The organism is Chitinophagales bacterium, assembly GCA_017303415.1.
Classification (GTDB): Bacteria; Bacteroidota; Bacteroidia; order Chitinophagales; family Chitinophagaceae; genus SpSt-398.
Genome location: JAFLBJ010000001.1, coordinates 1,116,972 through 1,134,980, shown reverse-complemented (window position 1 = coordinate 1,134,980; position 18,009 = coordinate 1,116,972). Strand labels below are relative to the sequence as shown.

The following is an 18,009-nucleotide window of genomic DNA, read 5'->3' as shown; positions in this document are numbered from 1 at the left end:
CGACCGGTTTACCGCATCACAAAAGGATACCTGTCGTAATTCTTAAGCGCGATCCCGGTGCCCCGTACCACACTTTTCAGCGGGTCGTCGGCTACATGTACGGGAAGTTTGATCTTTTGGCTAAGACGTTTGTCCAGTCCGCGTAACAAAGCTCCACCACCGGTAAGATATAAGCCACGGCGATAAATATCTCCAGCCAGTTCGGGTGGTGTTTGCTCCAATGCTTTTAATATGGCTTCTTCGATTTTGAAAATACTTTTATCCAATGCCTCCGCGATCTCCTGGTAACTCACCATGATCTGTTTGGGAATACCGGTCACAAGGTCGCGACCATTAACCGGAATATCATCCGGAGGGTTATCGAGATCTTTCATCGCGGCACCGATCTGAATTTTGATCTGCTCCGATGTACGTTCACCGATCAATAAGCTATGATAGCGACGAAGGGCTTCCATAATATCCGCCGTGAATTCATCACCGGCAATACGGATACTCTGATCACACACGATACCCGCCAGCGCAATTACTGTGATACCTGTGGTACCACCACCGATATCAATGATCATATTACCCACGGGTTCTTCTACATCAATACCGATACCGAGTGCAGCGGCCATGGGTTCGTGAATGAGATATACTTCTTTTGCTCCGGCCTGCTCAGCGCTGTCACGTACCGCACGCTTCTCTACTTCCGTAATAGAAGATGGGATACAGATCATCATCCGCCAACTGGGAGGGAACAACGGTTTCTTGGGATAAACGAGTTTGATCAATTCGCGGATCATTAATTCCGCGGCGTTGAAATCGGCGATCACGCCATCTTTCAACGGTCGAACGGTACGGATGCTCTCATGGGTTTTTTCGTGCATCATCAATGCCTTCTTCCCCACAGCAAGTACTTCCTTAGGGTTATTTCTATTGAGGGCAACAATGCTCGGCTCATTCACTACCACTTCTTCATTATGTATGATCAGGGTGTTGGCTGTACCCAGGTCGATCGCAATTTCTTGTGTAAACCAGTTAAAAAGTCCCATTTATTCAGGTTGGATTTATGCGTGCAAAGTTGGTGTAATATTTTGAATATACAAACCATTAACTTCAAGTCATGTCGCGAACCGTCTGGATACTTTCCCTGGTGAGCCTGTTCGCCGATGTGGCGAGCGAAATGTTGTACCCTGTGGTACCGCTTTATCTCCGGGATCTGGGGTTTTCCCTATTCCTGATCGGGCTGCTGGAAGGAGTGGCCGAGTGTACTGCCGGTATCACCAAGGGGTATTTTGGTAAAATCAGCGATGAAACCGGAAGGCGTTTACCCTATATCCGGGGAGGATATTTGCTAAGTGCGCTTTCTAAACCATTAATGGTGGTTTTTGCCTGGCCGCTCTGGGTATTTGGTGCCCGGACCGTAGACCGTCTGGGGAAAGGAATGCGCACGGCCGCCCGGGATGCCATGCTCTCCGCAGCGGCCAGCCCCGAAAACAGGGCCCGTGTCTTTGGTTTTCATAGGGGAATGGATACGGCAGGTGCGGTAGCAGGGCCATTGATCGCCCTGTTGTTTCTTCACTTTCTCCCGGGTGATTACCGGCCACTGTTTTATTGGGCTTTCTTACCTGGCCTGGTAGCCGTTGCCTTGCTCTTTTTACTCAAAGAAACCCGCTCCCCTTCATCTACCCTGGGGAGAAAAGGTTTCTTCTCCTTTTTCGGGTATTGGAAAAAAGCTGACCCGGGCTATCGGAAACTAGTAGCCGGTTTACTATTCTTTGCCCTCTTTAATAGCTCCGATGTCTTCTTGCTGTTAAAAACCCGGGAAGTGACTGGTAGTGACACCCTCACGATCGGCGCATACATTTTTTATAATGCCATTTTCGCCCTTTTTTCCTTCCCCATGGGAGCCCTGGCCGATAAAAAAGGATACCGCCCGGTGATGGTGCTTGGGCTGATCCTGTTTGCCGTTGTTTATAGCGGCTTTGCCCTGTCCAACTCCACGCCCGTGCTTCTTTTTCTCTTCTTCCTGTATGGGATCTTTGCCGCGGCCACTGACGGACTCGCCAAGGCGTGGATTTCGCGTTTTGCCCCAAAAACTGATACGGGAACTGCGATCGGCTTGTTCACCTCGGGGCAAAGTCTGGCCAGCCTGGTTGCCAGCAGTACCGCAGGACTGCTCTGGGGCCTCGGAGGCAGCCCCTTACCCTTCCTTATCTCGGCACTGGCCGCGTTTATCGCCGCCATATATTTTTATTTCAAAAAAATTGCAGGCCCGATTGGCTGATTTTGGCACAATAGTGGATAATTGGTGGTAGATTAACCAGTTACATCATCCTAATTTCGTCACCTAAACCAGTAATTATGAAGAAGATTATCGTAGCGGCAGTCATTTTTCTCACCGTATCCGTTACCCGTAGCTCAGCACAGGATTATACCACAGCCCTGGGTGTTAAGTTCTGGGATGGAGGTGGAATCACCTTGAAACACTTTTTTAACGAACAAAATGCCGGCGAACTGATCGGATATTTTTGGAGCCAGGGCGCCCGCTTTACGGGACTGTATGAGATCCACGGAGATATCAGCAATGCCGGTGGCCTCCGGTGGTATATCGGACCCGGTGCCCACGTCGGTTTCTATAATTCCAAATATGGCGATGGTGCCTATTTCGGAGTAGATGGGGTGCTCGGCCTGGATTATAAATTCAACAACGCCCCGATCAACCTTTCGCTTGACTGGCAACCATCCATTGAATTTGGTTCCGGTCGTGGATTCTATGGCGGCTGGGGAGGATTGGGTGTGAGGTATACATTCGGCAATTAAGCCTTAACACGTTTTACCCATAAGCACGTATTGAAACGAATGAGTCGAATGTCACGAATTGATTAAATAAAATTCGTGTCATTCGACTCATTCGTCATAATTCGTGTCAAATCTTCCAATCTTCAAATTATAAATCCCAGCTTGCGCTCCATTTCCACTCCCAACTCAGGTAACCGCTTCCGCTCAATCAGAAAACTCGTTAACCGGGCAATATCTTTAAAGATATAATGCTTGTCTGCAGCGGCACGCAAATAATCCTTCCCTGTGCTTCCTCCCGTGCCGATCCGGGTGCCAATGATCCGGTGAACCATATTCATATGGCGGTAACGCCAGTTACTCAGTTGCTCATCAATTTCCAGTAACACATTCAATAATTGATAGGGCAATTGCAACAAAGGATACCCCCTGTATAACATTATAAAGAGAGCAGCACGGCAAGAGGCCGGAGATAAGGTACGCTCAGCATCTGTTCCATTAAAAAAAACTTCTTCAAAGGCCTGCAGGTTTCCTTTCTCCGCTTCTGCGAGACTTTGCGTCAACCGGTATTTGTATTCCTGCCAGAATGGATGCATGCCTTTCTCTACAGGACCCGAGGTCCTGAACTCCGCCCAATTATGGGCCTGGTCAAAAAATGGCATCCGCTCCAACCATTCATTGAGCAATTGTAAAAGCGACTGTTGCTCCTCCGCATTTTTGATGATCCCGACATGTTCAGGTCGTAGTTGAGAAACATAGTACTCCTTGCCATGTCGGTGCTCAAATTTCAAACCCAGTTTTGCCTCGAGTTCCTTAAACTGCCAGCTTTGAAATCCGGAGGCAGGACGCAACATGTCCCGAAAATCAAGAAAGTCCATCGGGTTCATGGTTTCCATGATATCGATTTGGTGAACCAATACTCGGAGTGTAGTAACTACACGTTGAAGACGATGAACCAATGTTTGCAATTCCGGGGAGTTGTCATTCACTTCTGGTTGGCGAAGGATACCGATGGCTGAATCTACTTCGTGATGAATGAGTTTGAACCATAGTTCATAGGCCTGGTGAATAATGATGAAAAGGGTTTCATCATGTGCCGGCTCACCTCTTTTTATGCTTTCGGGGAACTGGGCATTGAGTATTTTATCAAGCTGCAAATAATCGTGGTAATGCACATCGTTGGCCGGCATAAGGATCGTTTAGTCCGCAAAGTTAGCCATCCGCTTAATAAGCCGGAATAAACTCATAGCCGATATCGCGCCGATAGTAAATGCCGTCGAATTGTGTATGATGGAGTATCTCCAGCGAGGAATCCACGGCATCTTTGATGGTTTCGCCAAAAGAGGTTACACAGAATACCCGTCCTCCATTGGTCACCACTTTCCCATCTTCCATCTTGGTGCCCGCATGAAAGAGCATGGATTGTTTACCGTATTTTCCATCCAGTCCGGTGATCTCGTAGCCTTTTTCATATGGGCCAGGATAGCCCCGGCTAACGGCCACCACCGTTGCAGCGGCACGGGGATCTGTTTCCATACGCACTTTATCCAATTCCTGACGGGCTGTAGCAACAAATAATCCAACCAGGTCATTATTCATTCTGGGCAATACCACTTCGGTTTCGGGGTCACCCAGACGACAATTGTATTCGATCACAAACGGATCACCATTGACATTGATCAGTCCAAAGAAGATGAACCCTTTATAATCGATCCCATCCTTGCTTAATCCGGCAATGGTTGGTTTGATCACTCTTTCTTCCACCTTATGCATAAAGCCGGGGGTAGCGATGGGTACAGGGCTAACGGCACCCATACCACCGGTATTCAGTCCGGAATCCCCTTCTTTGGCACGTTTATAGTCTTTGGCCTCCGGGAGTGTGACATAGTGTTTCCCATCGGTCAGCACAAAAACACTGAGTTCGATTCCGGTCAAAAATTCTTCGACTACTACTTTGCGGCTGGCTTCTCCGAATTTCAATTCTTTCACCATCAATTCAAACTCAGCCATGGCCTCTACATGGTTCTGACAAATGGCCACACCCTTTCCGGCGGCTAATCCATCTGCCTTAATAACAATAGGTAAGGGATGTGCCCGCAGGTACTCCATGCCCTGCTGATAATTTTCCTGTGTAAATTCCTGATAGGCTGCGGTGGGAATATTGTGCCGCTTCATAAAGGCTTTAGCAAAAGCCTTGGATCCTTCCAATTGGGCGCCTTCTCTGGATGGACCAATGAACATAATATCCTTTAACCCGGGTTTGGATTGGAAATAATCATAGAGCCCGTTTACCAGGGGTTCTTCTGGTCCAACGACCACCATTTTGATGACCTCATCCAGGCAAAATTTTTCGATGGCTTCAAAATCAGCAATATCGATATCGACATTCTGTCCGCATTGAGCGGTACCGGCATTGCCGGGAGCGATAAAAAGGGGATTGGCCCAAACACTTTGGTTAATCTTCCATGCCATTGCGTGTTCGCGGCCGCCAGAGCCTAACAGTAAGATTTTCATTACGGACTGAAGTGTTTTTTAATACGTCCTGCGAATATCGGATAAGGCTGTTAAAGATAACATGAAATATTTGTGAGTAAAAGAAATTGTTTACTTTTCAGCATTAATATATTGTGATCCAGATCAATTCATCAAAACAAGCTGTATGACTTCAACTTCAACCACCTCCGGTCATCCGAAGGGTCTTTGGGTTTTGTTTACAACAGAAATGTGGGAGCGCTTCAATTTCTATGGCATGCGGGCCTTGCTTTCCCTTTTTCTGGCTGAAGCCTTAATGATGGGTAAGCAGGAAGCCTCAATTATCTATGGGGGTTTCCTTGGACTTTCTTACCTCACCCCGATGCTGGGTGGTTATATATCGGATAAATACCTGGGCAACCGCAATTGTATTCTGCTTGGCGGTGCCACAATGGGGGTTGGTCAATTGTTATTATTCTTTAGTGGCAGTTTGTTCAAAACCAACCTGCCTCTTTCAACGAATATCATGTGGCTGGCCTTGCTGGCCATTATCCTGGGTAATGGTTTCTTCAAACCCAATATCTCTTCCATGGTGGGGAGCCTTTATCCCAAAGAACAAAAGAATAAACTGGACTCTGCCTTTACCCTGTTTTACCTGGGTATCAATGTAGGGGCTACCCTGGGGCAATTCATCTGTCCATTCTTTGGCGATGTGGAAACCAATGGCGTGCGTGACCTGTCGGCTTTCCGTTGGGGATTTCTCGCTGCCGGTATCGCCATGTTCGTTGGTACTATCTCCTTCTATTTTTTAAAAAATAAATATGTTATCACTCCACAGGGAGAAGCGATCGGAGGCCGGCCCAAAAAATCAGATATACCCGAAGGAGAATCTGAAAGCGCCAAGTTTACGACCACCAGTATCATCATTTCCATTGTATTGCTGGTTGCCGCTACCTATGGATTGCACCTGCTGATGGCGGGCCCTGGCGATTCAGTCATCAAAAAATGGCTTTATCCCTTCATTTTTGCCGCCGGTATCAGCCTTGGCTATCTCATCCTATCGGATAAAACGATCACGAAAATAGAACGCGACCGGATCTGGGTACTTTATATCGTCTGCTTCTTTGTGATGTTCTTCTGGGGGGCCTTTGAACAGGCAGGATCGTCCCTGACCTTTATTGCCGATAACCAAACCGATACCCGCATCCTGGGTTGGACCATGCCCCCAAGCATGGTTCAGAATTTCAACGGGATCTTTGTGATGGCTTTTGCCATTCCCTTCAGTCTGTTATGGATCTGGATGAATAAAAGAAAACTGGAACCCATCTCCCCGGTCAAACAGGCCTGGGGACTTATGCTGATCGCCCTGGGTTATTTTATTATCGCTACCCAGGTAAAAGGATTGGGGATTAGCGGGAAAGTAGGCATCATCTGGATGATCATCCTTTACCTCCTGCATACATGGGGTGAACTCTGTCTGTCACCGATCGGACTTTCCCTGGTGGCCAAACTCGCCCCCAAACGTTTTGCCTCGCTGCTCATGGGTGTATGGTTCCTCGGAAACGCAGGCGGTTATGTACTCACAGGTGTATTGGGTGCCCTGCTTCCCCCAACTACAGAAGCCTATGTGAAAATGGATAAAGAGAATATCAACCTGAAAGGAATTCTGGATAAAGAAGTTGATCCCACACCAGACCAACTGTTTACCTTGGCCAAGAATAAAATCGCGACGACTGTAGACTATGATAAGGGCCGTGAATTCAACCTTGATTTTGAAAAGATCTTAAAATCAACAGACACAACTCTCAGCGCCCAACAATTGGAGCTGATCAAAAAGGAGAATATTGTCACGGTGGGTTATCCTCAGTTTGTCGGGTTCACACTGAAAAGCCTGTATGATTTCTTCATGTTGTTTGTGATCCTGTGTGGAGCCGCAGGTCTTCTCCTGTACTCCTTAACACCGATGATGAAAAAAATGATGCACGGGGTAAGGTAAATCCTGATCACTGTTCATCATTCATTCACCAAAACGATTGTCCATGTGGAAGAATCACCCCAAAGCTCTGCCCTTTCTTTTCTTTTCTGAAATGTGGGAACGATTTGGGTACTACCTGATGATCGGGATCTTTACCCTTTACCTTAAAGATGTAAAGGCAGGGTATGGTATGACCGAAGCGGAGTCTGCTGATCTCTATGGTACATTTATCGCACTCGTTTTCCTCACGCCTTTTCTGGGAGGGCTTCTGGCCGACCGCTTCCTGGGATACACTAAATCCATCATTGCCGGTGGATTGATGATGGGATTGGGCTATTGCCTGATGTCCATTCATAGCCTCCCGATCCTCTATGTCTCCATGACCCTGGTGATCATTGGAAATGGTTTTTTTAAACCCAATATCTCCACATTGCTGGGTAATGTGTACAATACCCCGGAACATGTGGCGCGTAAGGATGAGGGCTATAATATATTTTATATGGGCATCAATATCGGTGCCTTCATCTGCAATTTTATCAGCGCGGTACTGTACATCACTTACGGATGGGGAGCTGCCTTCTTTGCCGCGGGGGTGGGTATGTTTATTGGAGTGATCACGTATATCATTGGATTACGCCATTACCGGTCTTACGATGTTAAAAAAGAATTGAAAGAAGGTGATATGCCTTTTACACGGATCGTGTTGCTTATCCTCGCTCCTTCCGTGGCGGCCGGGGTGCTTGGATGGTTGATACCGGGCACCATCTTTGGTTCCGATTCCACGGACGCCTTCATCTTTGCCTGTATCCCTGTCATATATTTTTACAGTACCATTTATTTCAAGGCAGAAAAAGAAGAGAAGCGACCCATTGCCGCGCTGCTGGCCATTTTTGCCGTGGTGATATTGTTCTGGGCCGTTTTTAAACAAAATGGTTCTGCCCTTAATACCTGGGCCGACCGCTATACGGACAGACAGGTGACAGGCACTACACAAAAAGTATTTGATAACCTGATCCTGGCCAAACAGGTTGTTTATGCAAAAGATTCCGTTCCTGTGTACGATGACCAGTTCCGGTTGCAAAAGGAAAATGGGAAGATCCTTTTTGAATACAATTATCCGCCCTATTTTAAGAACATCCCCGAGCAAAAAAAACCCGCTGAGAAAGAATCCATCAGTCTCTGGGCCACCAATCTGAGTCAATCCATCAACCCCGGCTGGGTGATCCTCTTAACTCCCTTGATCATTTCCTTTTTTGCATGGCGCAGACGAAAGGGCAAGGAACCATCCACTGCGACCAAGATCGCGTTTGGGCTTTTTATCAGCGGGTTATCTGCGCTGGTGATGGTAGGAGCCGTTTATGCGAGTCAAAACGGAGGAGAGAAAGCAAGTGCCTGGTGGCTCATCGCCAGTTATGGAGTGATCACAGTAGGTGAATTATTGCTAAGTCCAATGGGGCTCTCCATTGTATCCAAATTGAGCCCATTGCGTATCAGCTCACTGATGATGGGGGGCTGGTTTGTTTCTACCTCGATCGGCAATAAATTATCCGGTGTTCTGGCCACCATGTGGGATAAGTATGACCATAAGAGTAATTACTTCTGGTTGAATTTTTTCCTGCTCATGGGTGCTGCCTTGGTTTGCTTCATGATGCTGCGCTGGCTCAACAAGGTCATGAAAGAAAAAGGTGTTGCCTGATCCGCTTGTCAAATAAAGGAAAGATGAGGATAGGATTGTTTCAGGATGGCCGCGTCATCCGCTCCCAGCCACTTATTTAACACTGTAGCATAGACGGATTTAAAATCCACCTTGTATTTCAGGTCACCTTCCTCCAGATCACTGAGATCGGGTAAGGCATTGATCAATCCTTTTTTCTTCAACCCACCACCTACAAAGAACATATTGTTGGCCGTTCCATGATCGGTACCCCCGCTGGCATTTTGTGATACCCTTCTTCCAAATTCACTAAAGGTCATCAGCATCACATCGTCGAAACGACCGTTGGCTTTCAGGTCTTTGGTAAAAGCAGCAATCGCATCGTTCATTTCTGTAAATAAACGTTGTTGGGTAAACTGCTGGTTGACATGGGTATCAAAACTTCCCAATGACAGGTAATATACTTTGGTGTTGATATCTGAGTAGATCAGGGAGGCGATGGTTTTGAGATCGGTACCTAACTGAGTTTGCGGGTAAACAGCCTTGGTGGGGCTCATTTTACTTTGCTGGAAAATATAATCGGCAGAAGACAGCGTCGTGGCCATGGTCTTGTATAAATAGTCCACAGGTTGCTCACCGGGTTCGTCTACATGCTGCTTCATTACTTCCCGAAAGAAACGTTCATTGGCGGTACCATAAAGCCGGCGTGGATCGCGCATGGCAATGGCATTGACTTGTTCGCCCTTCAGCGCGAGGCTCAACATATCATCCAATTCAAGAGCATAGGTAGGTTTATCACAACCACTACATTGCGCATCAAGATACCTGCCCACCCAACCATTGTTCCAATAATCGCGGCTGTCGCTTGCGCTATGCCAGATATCCATGCTCCGAAAATGGGAACGATCCGGATTGGGATAACCGACACTGTTGAGGATGGCTAATTCGCCTTCATCGTACAAGCCTTTGAAGGCTACCAGTGAAGGGTGAAGACCGGCTTCATCCGAAAGAGCAAGCGCCTTGGTCTTTTCAATTCCCAGCCGGGGGCGCTCCTTATAATAAATATCATTGTAGGTAGGAATGACGGTATTCAATCCATCATTCCCTCCGCTGAGCTGCAAGATTACCAATACCCTGTTACCCTTGGGCACAACAGCCTTTCCGTCAAAAGCCTTTAAAAAACGCGGCACCAAAAGTGAAGCCGTGGCCAGGGAACCCAATTGTAAAAACTCTCTTCTTCGTACCATGGTTGTAACGTTATTTTTTTTTCGATATCGGATGTTCTAAGTCCGGAGACCGGGGTAGGAAGTCCGAAGCTGGACTCCGGACTTCCTACCGCGGTCTTTTTGCTATGCAAGCTGATATTCCGGCAAACTCATTAACTGCAAGGTTACCGACCGGACAAAATCCTCCCGGCTTTTGGAATTACTGAACTGAACGATCAATGAACCATTGATCTGGCTGTCTGCCATCAGCAGGTTTCCCACAATGCTATCCACCAGTTTATCCTTTTCTGTTTTGCTGTATTGTTCGTTATACGTCTTCCAATCGATCGTTGCTTTTATCAATGCCCTTCTGTTCATTCCTTTTACCAGCATTTTATCCGCATCATTCCTTTTTCCCATTTGCTGGTCATCGTCATCCTTGGCGCGTATATTCAATTCATCCGCATCCACGATCAGTTGGGGTATCCGCATCCGCAACAGTAATGTTGAACTGTCGATCCATGATTTACCTCCGGGCCAACCCGCCACATTGGGAGGATAGAACAAAATCTGACCCAGGGCTTTCTGTAAAAACAACAGGCTTTCTTCATTCTCGAGTTGCATGGGCAACATGCGCTGGATACCTACCAATAGCTCAACGGGTGATTTGATATGATTTCCGGTATTTTTTTCGTCAAAGAACCAATCGCTGGTAAAAATATCCTCGGCCAGTTTACTGATCTGGTAATTGCTTTGATAGAAACGTTCAGACAACCATTCCACTTTTGCCTCATCCACCTGCTCATTGACAAAGAACCGATACAGTTTGCGGGTAATGAACCGGGCAGTTTGTTTTTGCGCCAGTAAATGGTCCAAAACCTCCTCTCCCGTCAGGTTTCCGGTTCGGCCCAAAACGGTCTTTATCCCGGTATCATGTTGAAACCGTCGAAATACAAATTCCCCCTGCAGGTTGGCCGACCAACCTGTAAAGGCCCGGGCGGCCTCCTTGATATCCTGTTCGGTATAGTTTCCACGTCCCAGGGTAAAGAGTTCCATTACCTCGCGGGCAAAATTTTCATTGGGATGGTCTTTCCGGTTTTGTTGATTATTTAAAAAGTTGAGCATGGCCGCTGATTTGGAAACGGCATGCAACATATCTCTAAAACTTCCCAGTGCATTTTTGCGAAGAATGTCCAGTAACCCTTGCTGGTAATAAACATTGAGGTTGCGACAGGCAAAATGGCCATGCCAGAAGAGCGCGAATTTTTCGCGAAGCTGGGCGTCCGAATTCACCATTTCCTTGAACCAGGTCAGGTTCAGGCTGCGGATCCTTTCCCTCGACATTTGCTGCATTTTCTTTTTCTCTTCCTGGCTCAGCTCTTTCTTTTGCTGGCGGCCGGCCTCTTCCAACCCGGCCTTTAATCCGTCCAGGTAGTCCCCTGCCACATCCATATACGCGGGAGTGGTTTTTGAAGATTGCTGCAGGGCTTTAAATAATTGGGCGGGAGATAGGGTGTCCAGGTCGGCCAATTGCTCCACAGAAGGGCCAAAACCGGCCCTCCACATGAGGTGGTGATTCCTGGTTTTAAGGGATAGTGACATGGGGGGTTGGACTGGGGTTGGGGGGGAAGGTTTAATGGGGGGATGAAGGGTGACAGATGACGGAGGACGGATGACAGATGACGGATGTTGGATGACAGATGACTGATGACTGATGACTGATGACAGCCACCCTCGGCCCCTTCGACTCCCTTCCAACATCCAACATCCAACATCCGTCATCTGTCATCCAACAACCAACATCCGTCCTCCGTCCTCCATCATCTATCCTCCTTCATCCGCTGAAACAAAGCCTCCAACGTCTCGTTCTTCGCTACGCCATTCTTATTGAACATCGGGTCTGCTTTGATGTATTCGATCCGGTTTTTGAGGTCGGGGTGGGAGCTGATCCATTCGGCAGGGACATCTTCGCCCGATTGCTGTACTTCCTTTTCCAAAAGTTTAAATAATCCCACAAACCCATTTCCGTCGATCTTTCTATCGGCCAGAATTTTAAGCCCGTCCAGGTCGGCCTCTTTCTCCAGTTTCCGTGAGTAGTTGAGTGTTTTTAACTGGTCGGCCTGAAGCATTGCCTGGTTCATCACCCCGCCCATATCCCCAAAGAGCATGGAAAGAAAAAGGGAGGAGCCCAAAGAGCGGAAGAGGGATCGGGTGGTATGTTTGTTCTGGATATGCGTGAATTCGTGTGATAAAAGCGCTGCCAGTTCCTCGTAATTATCCATATCATTGAGCAACCGGTCGTACACCACAATATTGCCCCCGGGTACAGCAAAGGCATTGGCTACATCTTCCTTCACCACCGTGATGTGGATATCATAGGCCGTTTCGATCTTCATCTCAGCAAAAAAATCATTGAGCAGCAGGGTCTGTCGGTCATTGGTGGTATACCCGGAAAGCAGGGTGCTCATCATCCCGTCCCCCAGTTTTTCCTCATATGAAACAGGCACCCGCCTCGCAAGCCTTTCCGCCAAAAATGGAATTCCCCAGATATAAAAAGAAACCATCAAGGCCAGTAGGACCAGAAGGACCTTTACCAGCGTCGAGGCTCCATTCCCAAATGTCTTACGTAACCAGGACCGGTCATTCTTCCCCAATTTTTGTTGCAAAGCCTCGGCAAACCCTGGGTGGTTCACCTCGATCGTTTGAAGCGGAATGCCCAGGTATTTGACCCGGGTGGTACCCACCTGCTGAAATGCCTGCCGGAGAATTTTGTCATAATACCAGAATACCTCACGTCCCGTGCCATCCTCAAAATGGATGGTCATTTTTTGTAGCCCAAAAGAAACACGCACTGATTGCGGTTGACCCTCGCCGAGATAATATATACCGGAAAATGACTCCATACGTGCAAATGGATTAAGAAGAATTACTTAGCAAAGCTACCTTTTTTCACGGTTTGCAACATTGTTGTTATAATATTTGGCTAACAGTTGTTATATGAAATTTAAAAAAATATATATTGATGAATCATTTTTTTTAACCAAACCACACGCGTATTTATGAAAAAAACCCTTGCTTTCCTCTTAGGAGGTGTCTTGCTCGTAGCGGCTTGTAAAAAATCCGCAGGCCCTGCAGAAGAGATCCAGGCCGAAGAATCGGCTATCTCGCAAAGGATCTGTTTCTCGAATGAAGTTTTACAACAACAATTACAGGAAGATCCGGGATTGGCTGACCGGATGGCGGCTATCGAACGTTTTACGCAACAATTCGTTGAGAGCCCGGAATCACAACGTTTGCTCGCCAATGGAATCATTGAAATCCCGGTTGTTTTCAATGTATTGTATCGCACAGCGGCACAAAATGTTTCCCTGGCCCAGTTACAATCACAGATCGATGTATTGAACGAAGATTATAGTGCAACCAATGCCGACTATAACCTGACCTCTACTTACCAAAGTGTAAAGTCGGGCGATATTCAGATCCGGTTTGTACTTGATCAGGTGATCCGTAAACAGACCAACAAAACAAGTTGGACCACAAACAATGCGATGAAAAAATCTGCGCAAGGTGGTATCAATCCTACCAGCCCCACAACCAAACTCAATATCTGGGTATGTAACATGGGTGGTGGTATCCTGGGTTATGCTCAATTCCCCGGTGGTGCTTCCTCTACAGATGGTGTGGTATTGGATGATAATGCAACCGGCCGTACTGGTACTGCCGCTGCGCCTTTCAACAAAGGCCGTACTGCAACCCACGAAGTAGGCCATTGGCTGAACCTCCGCCATATCTGGGGTGATGCTACTTGTGGCAACGACCAGGTGGGTGATACCCCGCTGCATAACACGGCTAACTATGGTTGCCCCGCTGCAGGTCATAAGAGCACCTGTACAGGAACTCCCGTAGAAATGACCATGAACTATATGGACTACTCCGATGATGCTTGTATGTATATGTTCAGCTTAGGGCAGAAATCCCGTATGCTGGCCACCTTTGCAACTGGCGGACCGCGGAATAGTTTTGCGCAGCCATAAGAAGTATCGTGAGATGTGAATCGTAAGAGGTGAGTTTGTTCTCACGTCTCACGATTCACATCTCACGATTTTTACCTACCATCCCCATCCAACAAATTCCCTAATCCTCCCAGCAAGCTTCCTTCTTCTTTTCTGTTGTAGGTACCGTAAGCGAGGATACGACTGGCAAGACGGCTAATGGGAAGCGACTGGATCCAGACACGACCTGGTCCGCGCAGGGTGGCATAGAAAACCCCTTCTCCTCCAAATAACGTATTCTTGATTCCTCCCACAAACTGGATGTCATAATCACAGGAGGGGGTAAAAGCAACAATACATCCGGTATCGATCTTAAGTAATTCTCCGGGTTGCAATTCTCGCTCGATCACATGTCCGCCGGAATGGACAAAAGCCATTCCATCCCCTTCCAGTTTTTGCATAATGAACCCTTCTCCACCAAACAAACCGGTTCCCAGTTTTCGCTGAAATTCAATTCCCACGGAAACGCCTTTGGCAGCGCAAAGGAATGAATCCTTCTGACAGATCATTTTTCCTCCCAGGCGAAGCAGGTCCATCGCAATGATCTTACCGGGATAAGGAGAAGCAAAACTCACCCGCTTCTTTCCAGAACCGGTATTGGTATAGGTGGTCATGAAAAGACTTTCCCCGGTGAGCACGCGCTTGCCGGCTGAGAGAAGTTTTCCAAGGAAACCTTTCTCCTGCCCTGTGCCATCTCCAAAAATCGTCTCCATTTGTATCCCGTCATCCATCATCATAAACGACCCCGCTTCCGCTATCGCGGTTTCCCGGGGGTCAAGTTCGATCTCCACACATTGCATCTCCTCCCCAAGGATCCGGTAGTCTATTTCATGGTTTGTTCGGCTGTATTCGCTCATAACTGTGTAATTTTTAGCAAAAATACCGAAGATCAAGGCTCCACATAGTTATTATTGTGATAAATGGCATGGATTAAAGCGGGGTTTCCTTTAAATTGCCGCCCCGGGCAGACCTGCCCATTCTAATAACCAAAAGTTCATCAGATGAAAAAAAGTACTTTCCTATCTACCTGTTTGGCATTGGTACTGAGCAGCTCTTTGCTGGCCCAGACCAAACTGGTGGAAAAAGTAACAAGGAAGGGAGACGAGATCGTTATCCCGTATGAGAAATACAAATTGAAAAATGGGCTTACCCTGATCATCCATGAGGATCATTCAGATCCCCTGGTTCGGGTGGATGTGACCTACCACGTAGGTTCTGCCCGTGAAGAGATCGGAAAATCCGGCTTTGCCCACTTCTTTGAACACATGATGTTCCAGGGAAGTGACAACGTAGGCGATGAGCAGCACTTCAAGATCGTAACCGAGTCGGGCGGTACCCTGAATGGAACCACCAACCGCGACCGGACAAACTATTTTGAAACAGTTCCCAGCAACCAGTTGGAAAAAATGCTCTGGCTCGAAGCCGACCGGATGGGATTTCTGTTGGATGCCGTAACACAGCAAAAATTTGAGATCCAGCGTTCTACTGTAAAAAATGAAAGAGGTCAGAACTACGACAACCGTCCCTACGGACTGGCTTTTGAAAAATTATCCCAGGCCATGTACCCCTACGGTCACCCCTATAGCTGGCTGACCATCGGTTATGTGGAAGACCTGGATCGTGTGGATGTGAACGACCTGAAAAATTTCTTCCTTCGCTGGTATGGCCCGAATAATGCCACGATCACCATTGGCGGTGACGTCAGCCCCAAAGAAGTAGTGAAACTGGTAGAAAAATATTTTGGTTCCATTCCTTCCGGCCCCCGTGTGGATGATATGCCAAAGATGATTCCTGAACTGAACCAGCACCGTTTTGTTTCTTACGTTGATAATTATGCCCGTGTACCCGTAATGCTGAAAGCCTACCCTACCGTGGCCGATCAGCATCCTGATATGGCTGCCCTGGATTGCCTGGCCGAAGTACTTGGACAAGGCAATAACTCGGTACTCTATCAGCAACTCGTAAAAAAACAGCTGGCTCTTGCGGCGAGTGTTAACCATTCCAACTCCGAACTCTCCGGTGAATTCATGTTCCAGGTTGTTCCCTATCCTGGCAAATCACTGGCCTATATGTACTCCCTGCTGAACAACGCATTGGATAGCTTTGAAGCCCGTGGTATCACTGATGAGGATATCGCCAAATTCATTGGCCAACGGGAGGCACAGTATATGAACAGCCTGCAAAGTGTTTCGGGAAAAGTTGCGCAATTGGCCGCTTACGAAACCTTCCATGACAATCCCAACCTGATCGGTAAGGAATTGAACATGTACCGCTCCGTAACAAAAGAAGATGTTATGCGGGTGTACAAACAATACGTGAAGAACAAACATTGTGTAGTATTGAGTGTACTCACCAAAGGTCAGGAAGCGCAAACTACCGGTAACGACAACTATAAGGTGAACCCCGATAACTATACCCCTCCCTCTTATGGCTACGATGGTTTGAAATATGTAAAGGCCAAGGATAAATTTGACCGCACCAAACAACCATCAAGCGGACCCAACCCCGTGGTAAAAGTGCCCGCTTTTTGGAAAAAAGATATCAATGGTGGAGTACGGGTGATCGGTGCTGAAAACAATGAACTCCCAACCGTAAATATTTCGGTGAAAATACCTGGTGGTCACCTGATGCAGGCTGATAACCTGGGTAAAGCAGGTCTTGCTTCCTTCTTTGCCAGCATGATGGATGAAGACACCAAAGTGCGGAGCGCCGAGGATTTCAGCAAAGAATTGGAGAAACTGGGTAGCACGATCAGTGTGTTTAGTGGCACCGATGGCATTACCTTCCAGTTGTTCTCGCTGACCAAGAACCTGGATGCCACCCTGGCCTTGTTGGAAGAACGTATCCTCCAACCCAAATTCACCAATGACGCCTTTAGCCGCCTGAAGCGCCAAACGCTGGAAAGCTTTAAGCAGATAAAATCGCAACCAGCCGCTATTGCCTCTGCTGTATTTGATAAGATCAACTACGGCGAGAATAATATCTTGGGTATTAGTGAAAGCGGCACAGAAGAAACCGTCAAAACATTTACCATCGAAGATGTTCAGGGATACTATGATAACTATATGACCTCACAAGGAGTGGATGTAGTAGTGGTGGGTGATGTAAAAGAAAGTGAAGTTTTACCTAAGCTGAGCTTCTTATCCAAATTGCCAAACAAGAAGATCACTATTCCTGAGATCAAAACAGCTCCGGCTGCTGAAAAAACAAAGGTCTATTTTGTTGATGTAAAGAATGCCGCCCAATCCGAATTCCGTGTTGGCTATCTGACCAACCTGAAATACGATGCAACAGGCGACTATTATCGTTCATTCCTGATGAACTATCCGCTGGGTGGAGCCTTCAACAGCCGCCTGAACCTGAACCTGCGTGAAGACAAAGGTTGGACCTACGGAGCACGCTCCGGATTCAGTGGCGACAAATACAGCGGAGAATTTTCTTTCAGCGCCGGTATCAAAGCCGCCGCCTCCGACAGCGCCCTGAGTGAAGTCATCAAGGAATTAAAAGATTTCCAGGAAAAAGGGTTGACCGATGATGAAATGACCTTTATGAAAAGTGCCCTGGGACAGATCGATGCCCTTCGGTATGAAACCGGATTCCAAAAAGCCGGATTTATCGGTCGCATTTTGGAATATGATCTGCCTGCTGATTATGTAGATAAACAAAACCAGATCCTCAAGAACATGACAAAAGAGGAACTGAGCGCCTTTGCTAAGAAATGGATCGACCTCAGCAAGATGAATATCCTGCTCGTGGGAGATAAAGCCAAAGTATTACCCACCCTCGAAAAATTCGGTTACGAGATCATCGAACTGGATGTGGATGGCAAACCGGTGAAATCGCAGAAAGGATTCTAAAAAACCCTGACGT

13 protein-coding genes are annotated in these 18,009 nt (G+C 47.3%); 6 read left to right on the top strand and 7 right to left on the bottom strand.

What is annotated here, in order from left to right; translation table 11 throughout:
- Positions 1–8: 8 nt before the first annotated feature.
- On the bottom strand, positions 9–1,034 hold the full coding sequence (locus J0M30_05015) for a rod shape-determining protein (protein MBN8666844.1): 1,026 nt from the start codon (positions 1,032–1,034) through the stop codon (positions 9–11).
- A gap of 71 nt (positions 1,035–1,105) precedes the next feature.
- Here J0M30_05015 and J0M30_05010 point away from each other — a divergent pair, with 71 nt between their 5' ends.
- Entirely contained in the window at positions 1,106–2,269 is a 1,164-nt protein-coding gene (locus J0M30_05010; GenBank protein MBN8666843.1) for an MFS transporter, read from the top strand.
- Positions 2,270–2,346: 77 nt separating this feature from the next.
- Entirely contained in the window at positions 2,347–2,805 is a 459-nt protein-coding gene (locus tag J0M30_05005; protein ID MBN8666842.1) for a hypothetical protein, read from the top strand.
- A 122-nt stretch (positions 2,806–2,927) separates the two neighbouring features.
- Here the strand turns inward: J0M30_05005 and J0M30_05000 are convergent, their stop codons facing one another.
- Together J0M30_05000 and purD are read right to left on the bottom strand one after the other, a co-directional pair.
- Positions 2,928–3,971 carry a tryptophan 2,3-dioxygenase gene (locus tag J0M30_05000; GenBank protein ID MBN8666841.1) on the bottom strand — a complete coding sequence of 348 codons (1,044 nt, stop codon included), beginning with the start codon at positions 3,969–3,971 and terminating at the stop codon, positions 2,928–2,930.
- A 34-nt stretch (positions 3,972–4,005) separates the two neighbouring features.
- Positions 4,006–5,295, bottom strand: coding sequence for a phosphoribosylamine--glycine ligase (purD, locus tag J0M30_04995; GenBank protein ID MBN8666840.1), 1,290 nt, complete (start codon positions 5,293–5,295; stop codon positions 4,006–4,008).
- Between the two features lie 145 nt (positions 5,296–5,440).
- Here purD and J0M30_04990 point away from each other — a divergent pair, with 145 nt between their 5' ends.
- Together J0M30_04990 and J0M30_04985 are read left to right on the top strand one after the other, a co-directional pair.
- On the top strand, positions 5,441–7,249 hold the full coding sequence (locus tag J0M30_04990) for a peptide MFS transporter (protein MBN8666839.1): 1,809 nt from the start codon (positions 5,441–5,443) through the stop codon (positions 7,247–7,249).
- A gap of 43 nt (positions 7,250–7,292) precedes the next feature.
- Positions 7,293–8,924 carry a peptide MFS transporter gene (locus J0M30_04985; protein ID MBN8666838.1) on the top strand — a complete coding sequence of 544 codons (1,632 nt, stop codon included), beginning with the start codon at positions 7,293–7,295 and terminating at the stop codon, positions 8,922–8,924.
- A gap of 8 nt (positions 8,925–8,932) precedes the next feature.
- Here J0M30_04985 and J0M30_04980 read toward each other — a convergent pair whose 3' ends face one another.
- The 3 genes from J0M30_04980 to J0M30_04970 form a co-directional block, all read right to left on the bottom strand.
- Positions 8,933–10,129, bottom strand: coding sequence for a DUF1501 domain-containing protein (locus J0M30_04980; GenBank protein ID MBN8666837.1), 1,197 nt, complete (start codon positions 10,127–10,129; stop codon positions 8,933–8,935).
- Positions 10,130–10,231: 102 nt separating this feature from the next.
- Entirely contained in the window at positions 10,232–11,689 is a 1,458-nt protein-coding gene (locus tag J0M30_04975; GenBank protein MBN8666836.1) for a DUF1800 domain-containing protein, read from the bottom strand.
- A gap of 218 nt (positions 11,690–11,907) precedes the next feature.
- Positions 11,908–12,990, bottom strand: coding sequence for a M48 family metallopeptidase (locus J0M30_04970; GenBank protein ID MBN8666835.1), 1,083 nt, complete (start codon positions 12,988–12,990; stop codon positions 11,908–11,910).
- A gap of 156 nt (positions 12,991–13,146) precedes the next feature.
- On the opposite strand from J0M30_04970, the gene J0M30_04965 reads away from it, so the two are divergent.
- The gene (locus J0M30_04965; protein MBN8666834.1) at positions 13,147–14,121 is read left to right on the top strand and encodes a zinc metalloprotease; all 975 of its coding nucleotides are present in this window, start codon (positions 13,147–13,149) and stop codon (positions 14,119–14,121) included.
- A 71-nt stretch (positions 14,122–14,192) separates the two neighbouring features.
- On the opposite strand, the gene J0M30_04960 is transcribed toward J0M30_04965, so the two are convergent.
- Positions 14,193–14,996, bottom strand: a complete 804-nt coding sequence (locus J0M30_04960; protein MBN8666833.1) for a TIGR00266 family protein — start codon at positions 14,994–14,996, stop codon at positions 14,193–14,195.
- Between the two features lie 144 nt (positions 14,997–15,140).
- On the opposite strand from J0M30_04960, the gene J0M30_04955 reads away from it, so the two are divergent.
- A complete protein-coding gene (locus tag J0M30_04955; GenBank protein ID MBN8666832.1) occupies positions 15,141–17,996 on the top strand; it encodes an insulinase family protein in 2,856 nt (951 codons plus the stop codon).
- The last annotated feature ends 13 nt before the right edge of the window (positions 17,997–18,009 follow it).

Coding starts and splice junctions, on each gene's coding strand:
- J0M30_04960 (MBN8666833.1), bottom strand. CDS start 14,996: ATGAGCGAATACAGCCGAACAAACCATGAAATAGACTACCGGATCCTT.
- J0M30_05015 (MBN8666844.1), bottom strand. CDS start 1,034: ATGGGACTTTTTAACTGGTTTACACAAGAAATTGCGATCGACCTGGGT.
- J0M30_04985 (MBN8666838.1), top strand. CDS start 7,293: ATGTGGAAGAATCACCCCAAAGCTCTGCCCTTTCTTTTCTTTTCTGAA.
- J0M30_04980 (MBN8666837.1), bottom strand. CDS start 10,129: ATGGTACGAAGAAGAGAGTTTTTACAATTGGGTTCCCTGGCCACGGCT.
- J0M30_05000 (MBN8666841.1), bottom strand. CDS start 3,971: ATGCCGGCCAACGATGTGCATTACCACGATTATTTGCAGCTTGATAAA.
- purD (MBN8666840.1), bottom strand. CDS start 5,295: ATGAAAATCTTACTGTTAGGCTCTGGCGGCCGCGAACACGCAATGGCA.
- J0M30_04965 (MBN8666834.1), top strand. CDS start 13,147: ATGAAAAAAACCCTTGCTTTCCTCTTAGGAGGTGTCTTGCTCGTAGCG.
- J0M30_05010 (MBN8666843.1), top strand. CDS start 1,106: ATGTCGCGAACCGTCTGGATACTTTCCCTGGTGAGCCTGTTCGCCGAT.
- J0M30_05005 (MBN8666842.1), top strand. CDS start 2,347: ATGAAGAAGATTATCGTAGCGGCAGTCATTTTTCTCACCGTATCCGTT.
- J0M30_04990 (MBN8666839.1), top strand. CDS start 5,441: ATGACTTCAACTTCAACCACCTCCGGTCATCCGAAGGGTCTTTGGGTT.
- J0M30_04970 (MBN8666835.1), bottom strand. CDS start 12,990: ATGGAGTCATTTTCCGGTATATATTATCTCGGCGAGGGTCAACCGCAA.
- J0M30_04975 (MBN8666836.1), bottom strand. CDS start 11,689: ATGTCACTATCCCTTAAAACCAGGAATCACCACCTCATGTGGAGGGCC.
- J0M30_04955 (MBN8666832.1), top strand. CDS start 15,141: ATGAAAAAAAGTACTTTCCTATCTACCTGTTTGGCATTGGTACTGAGC.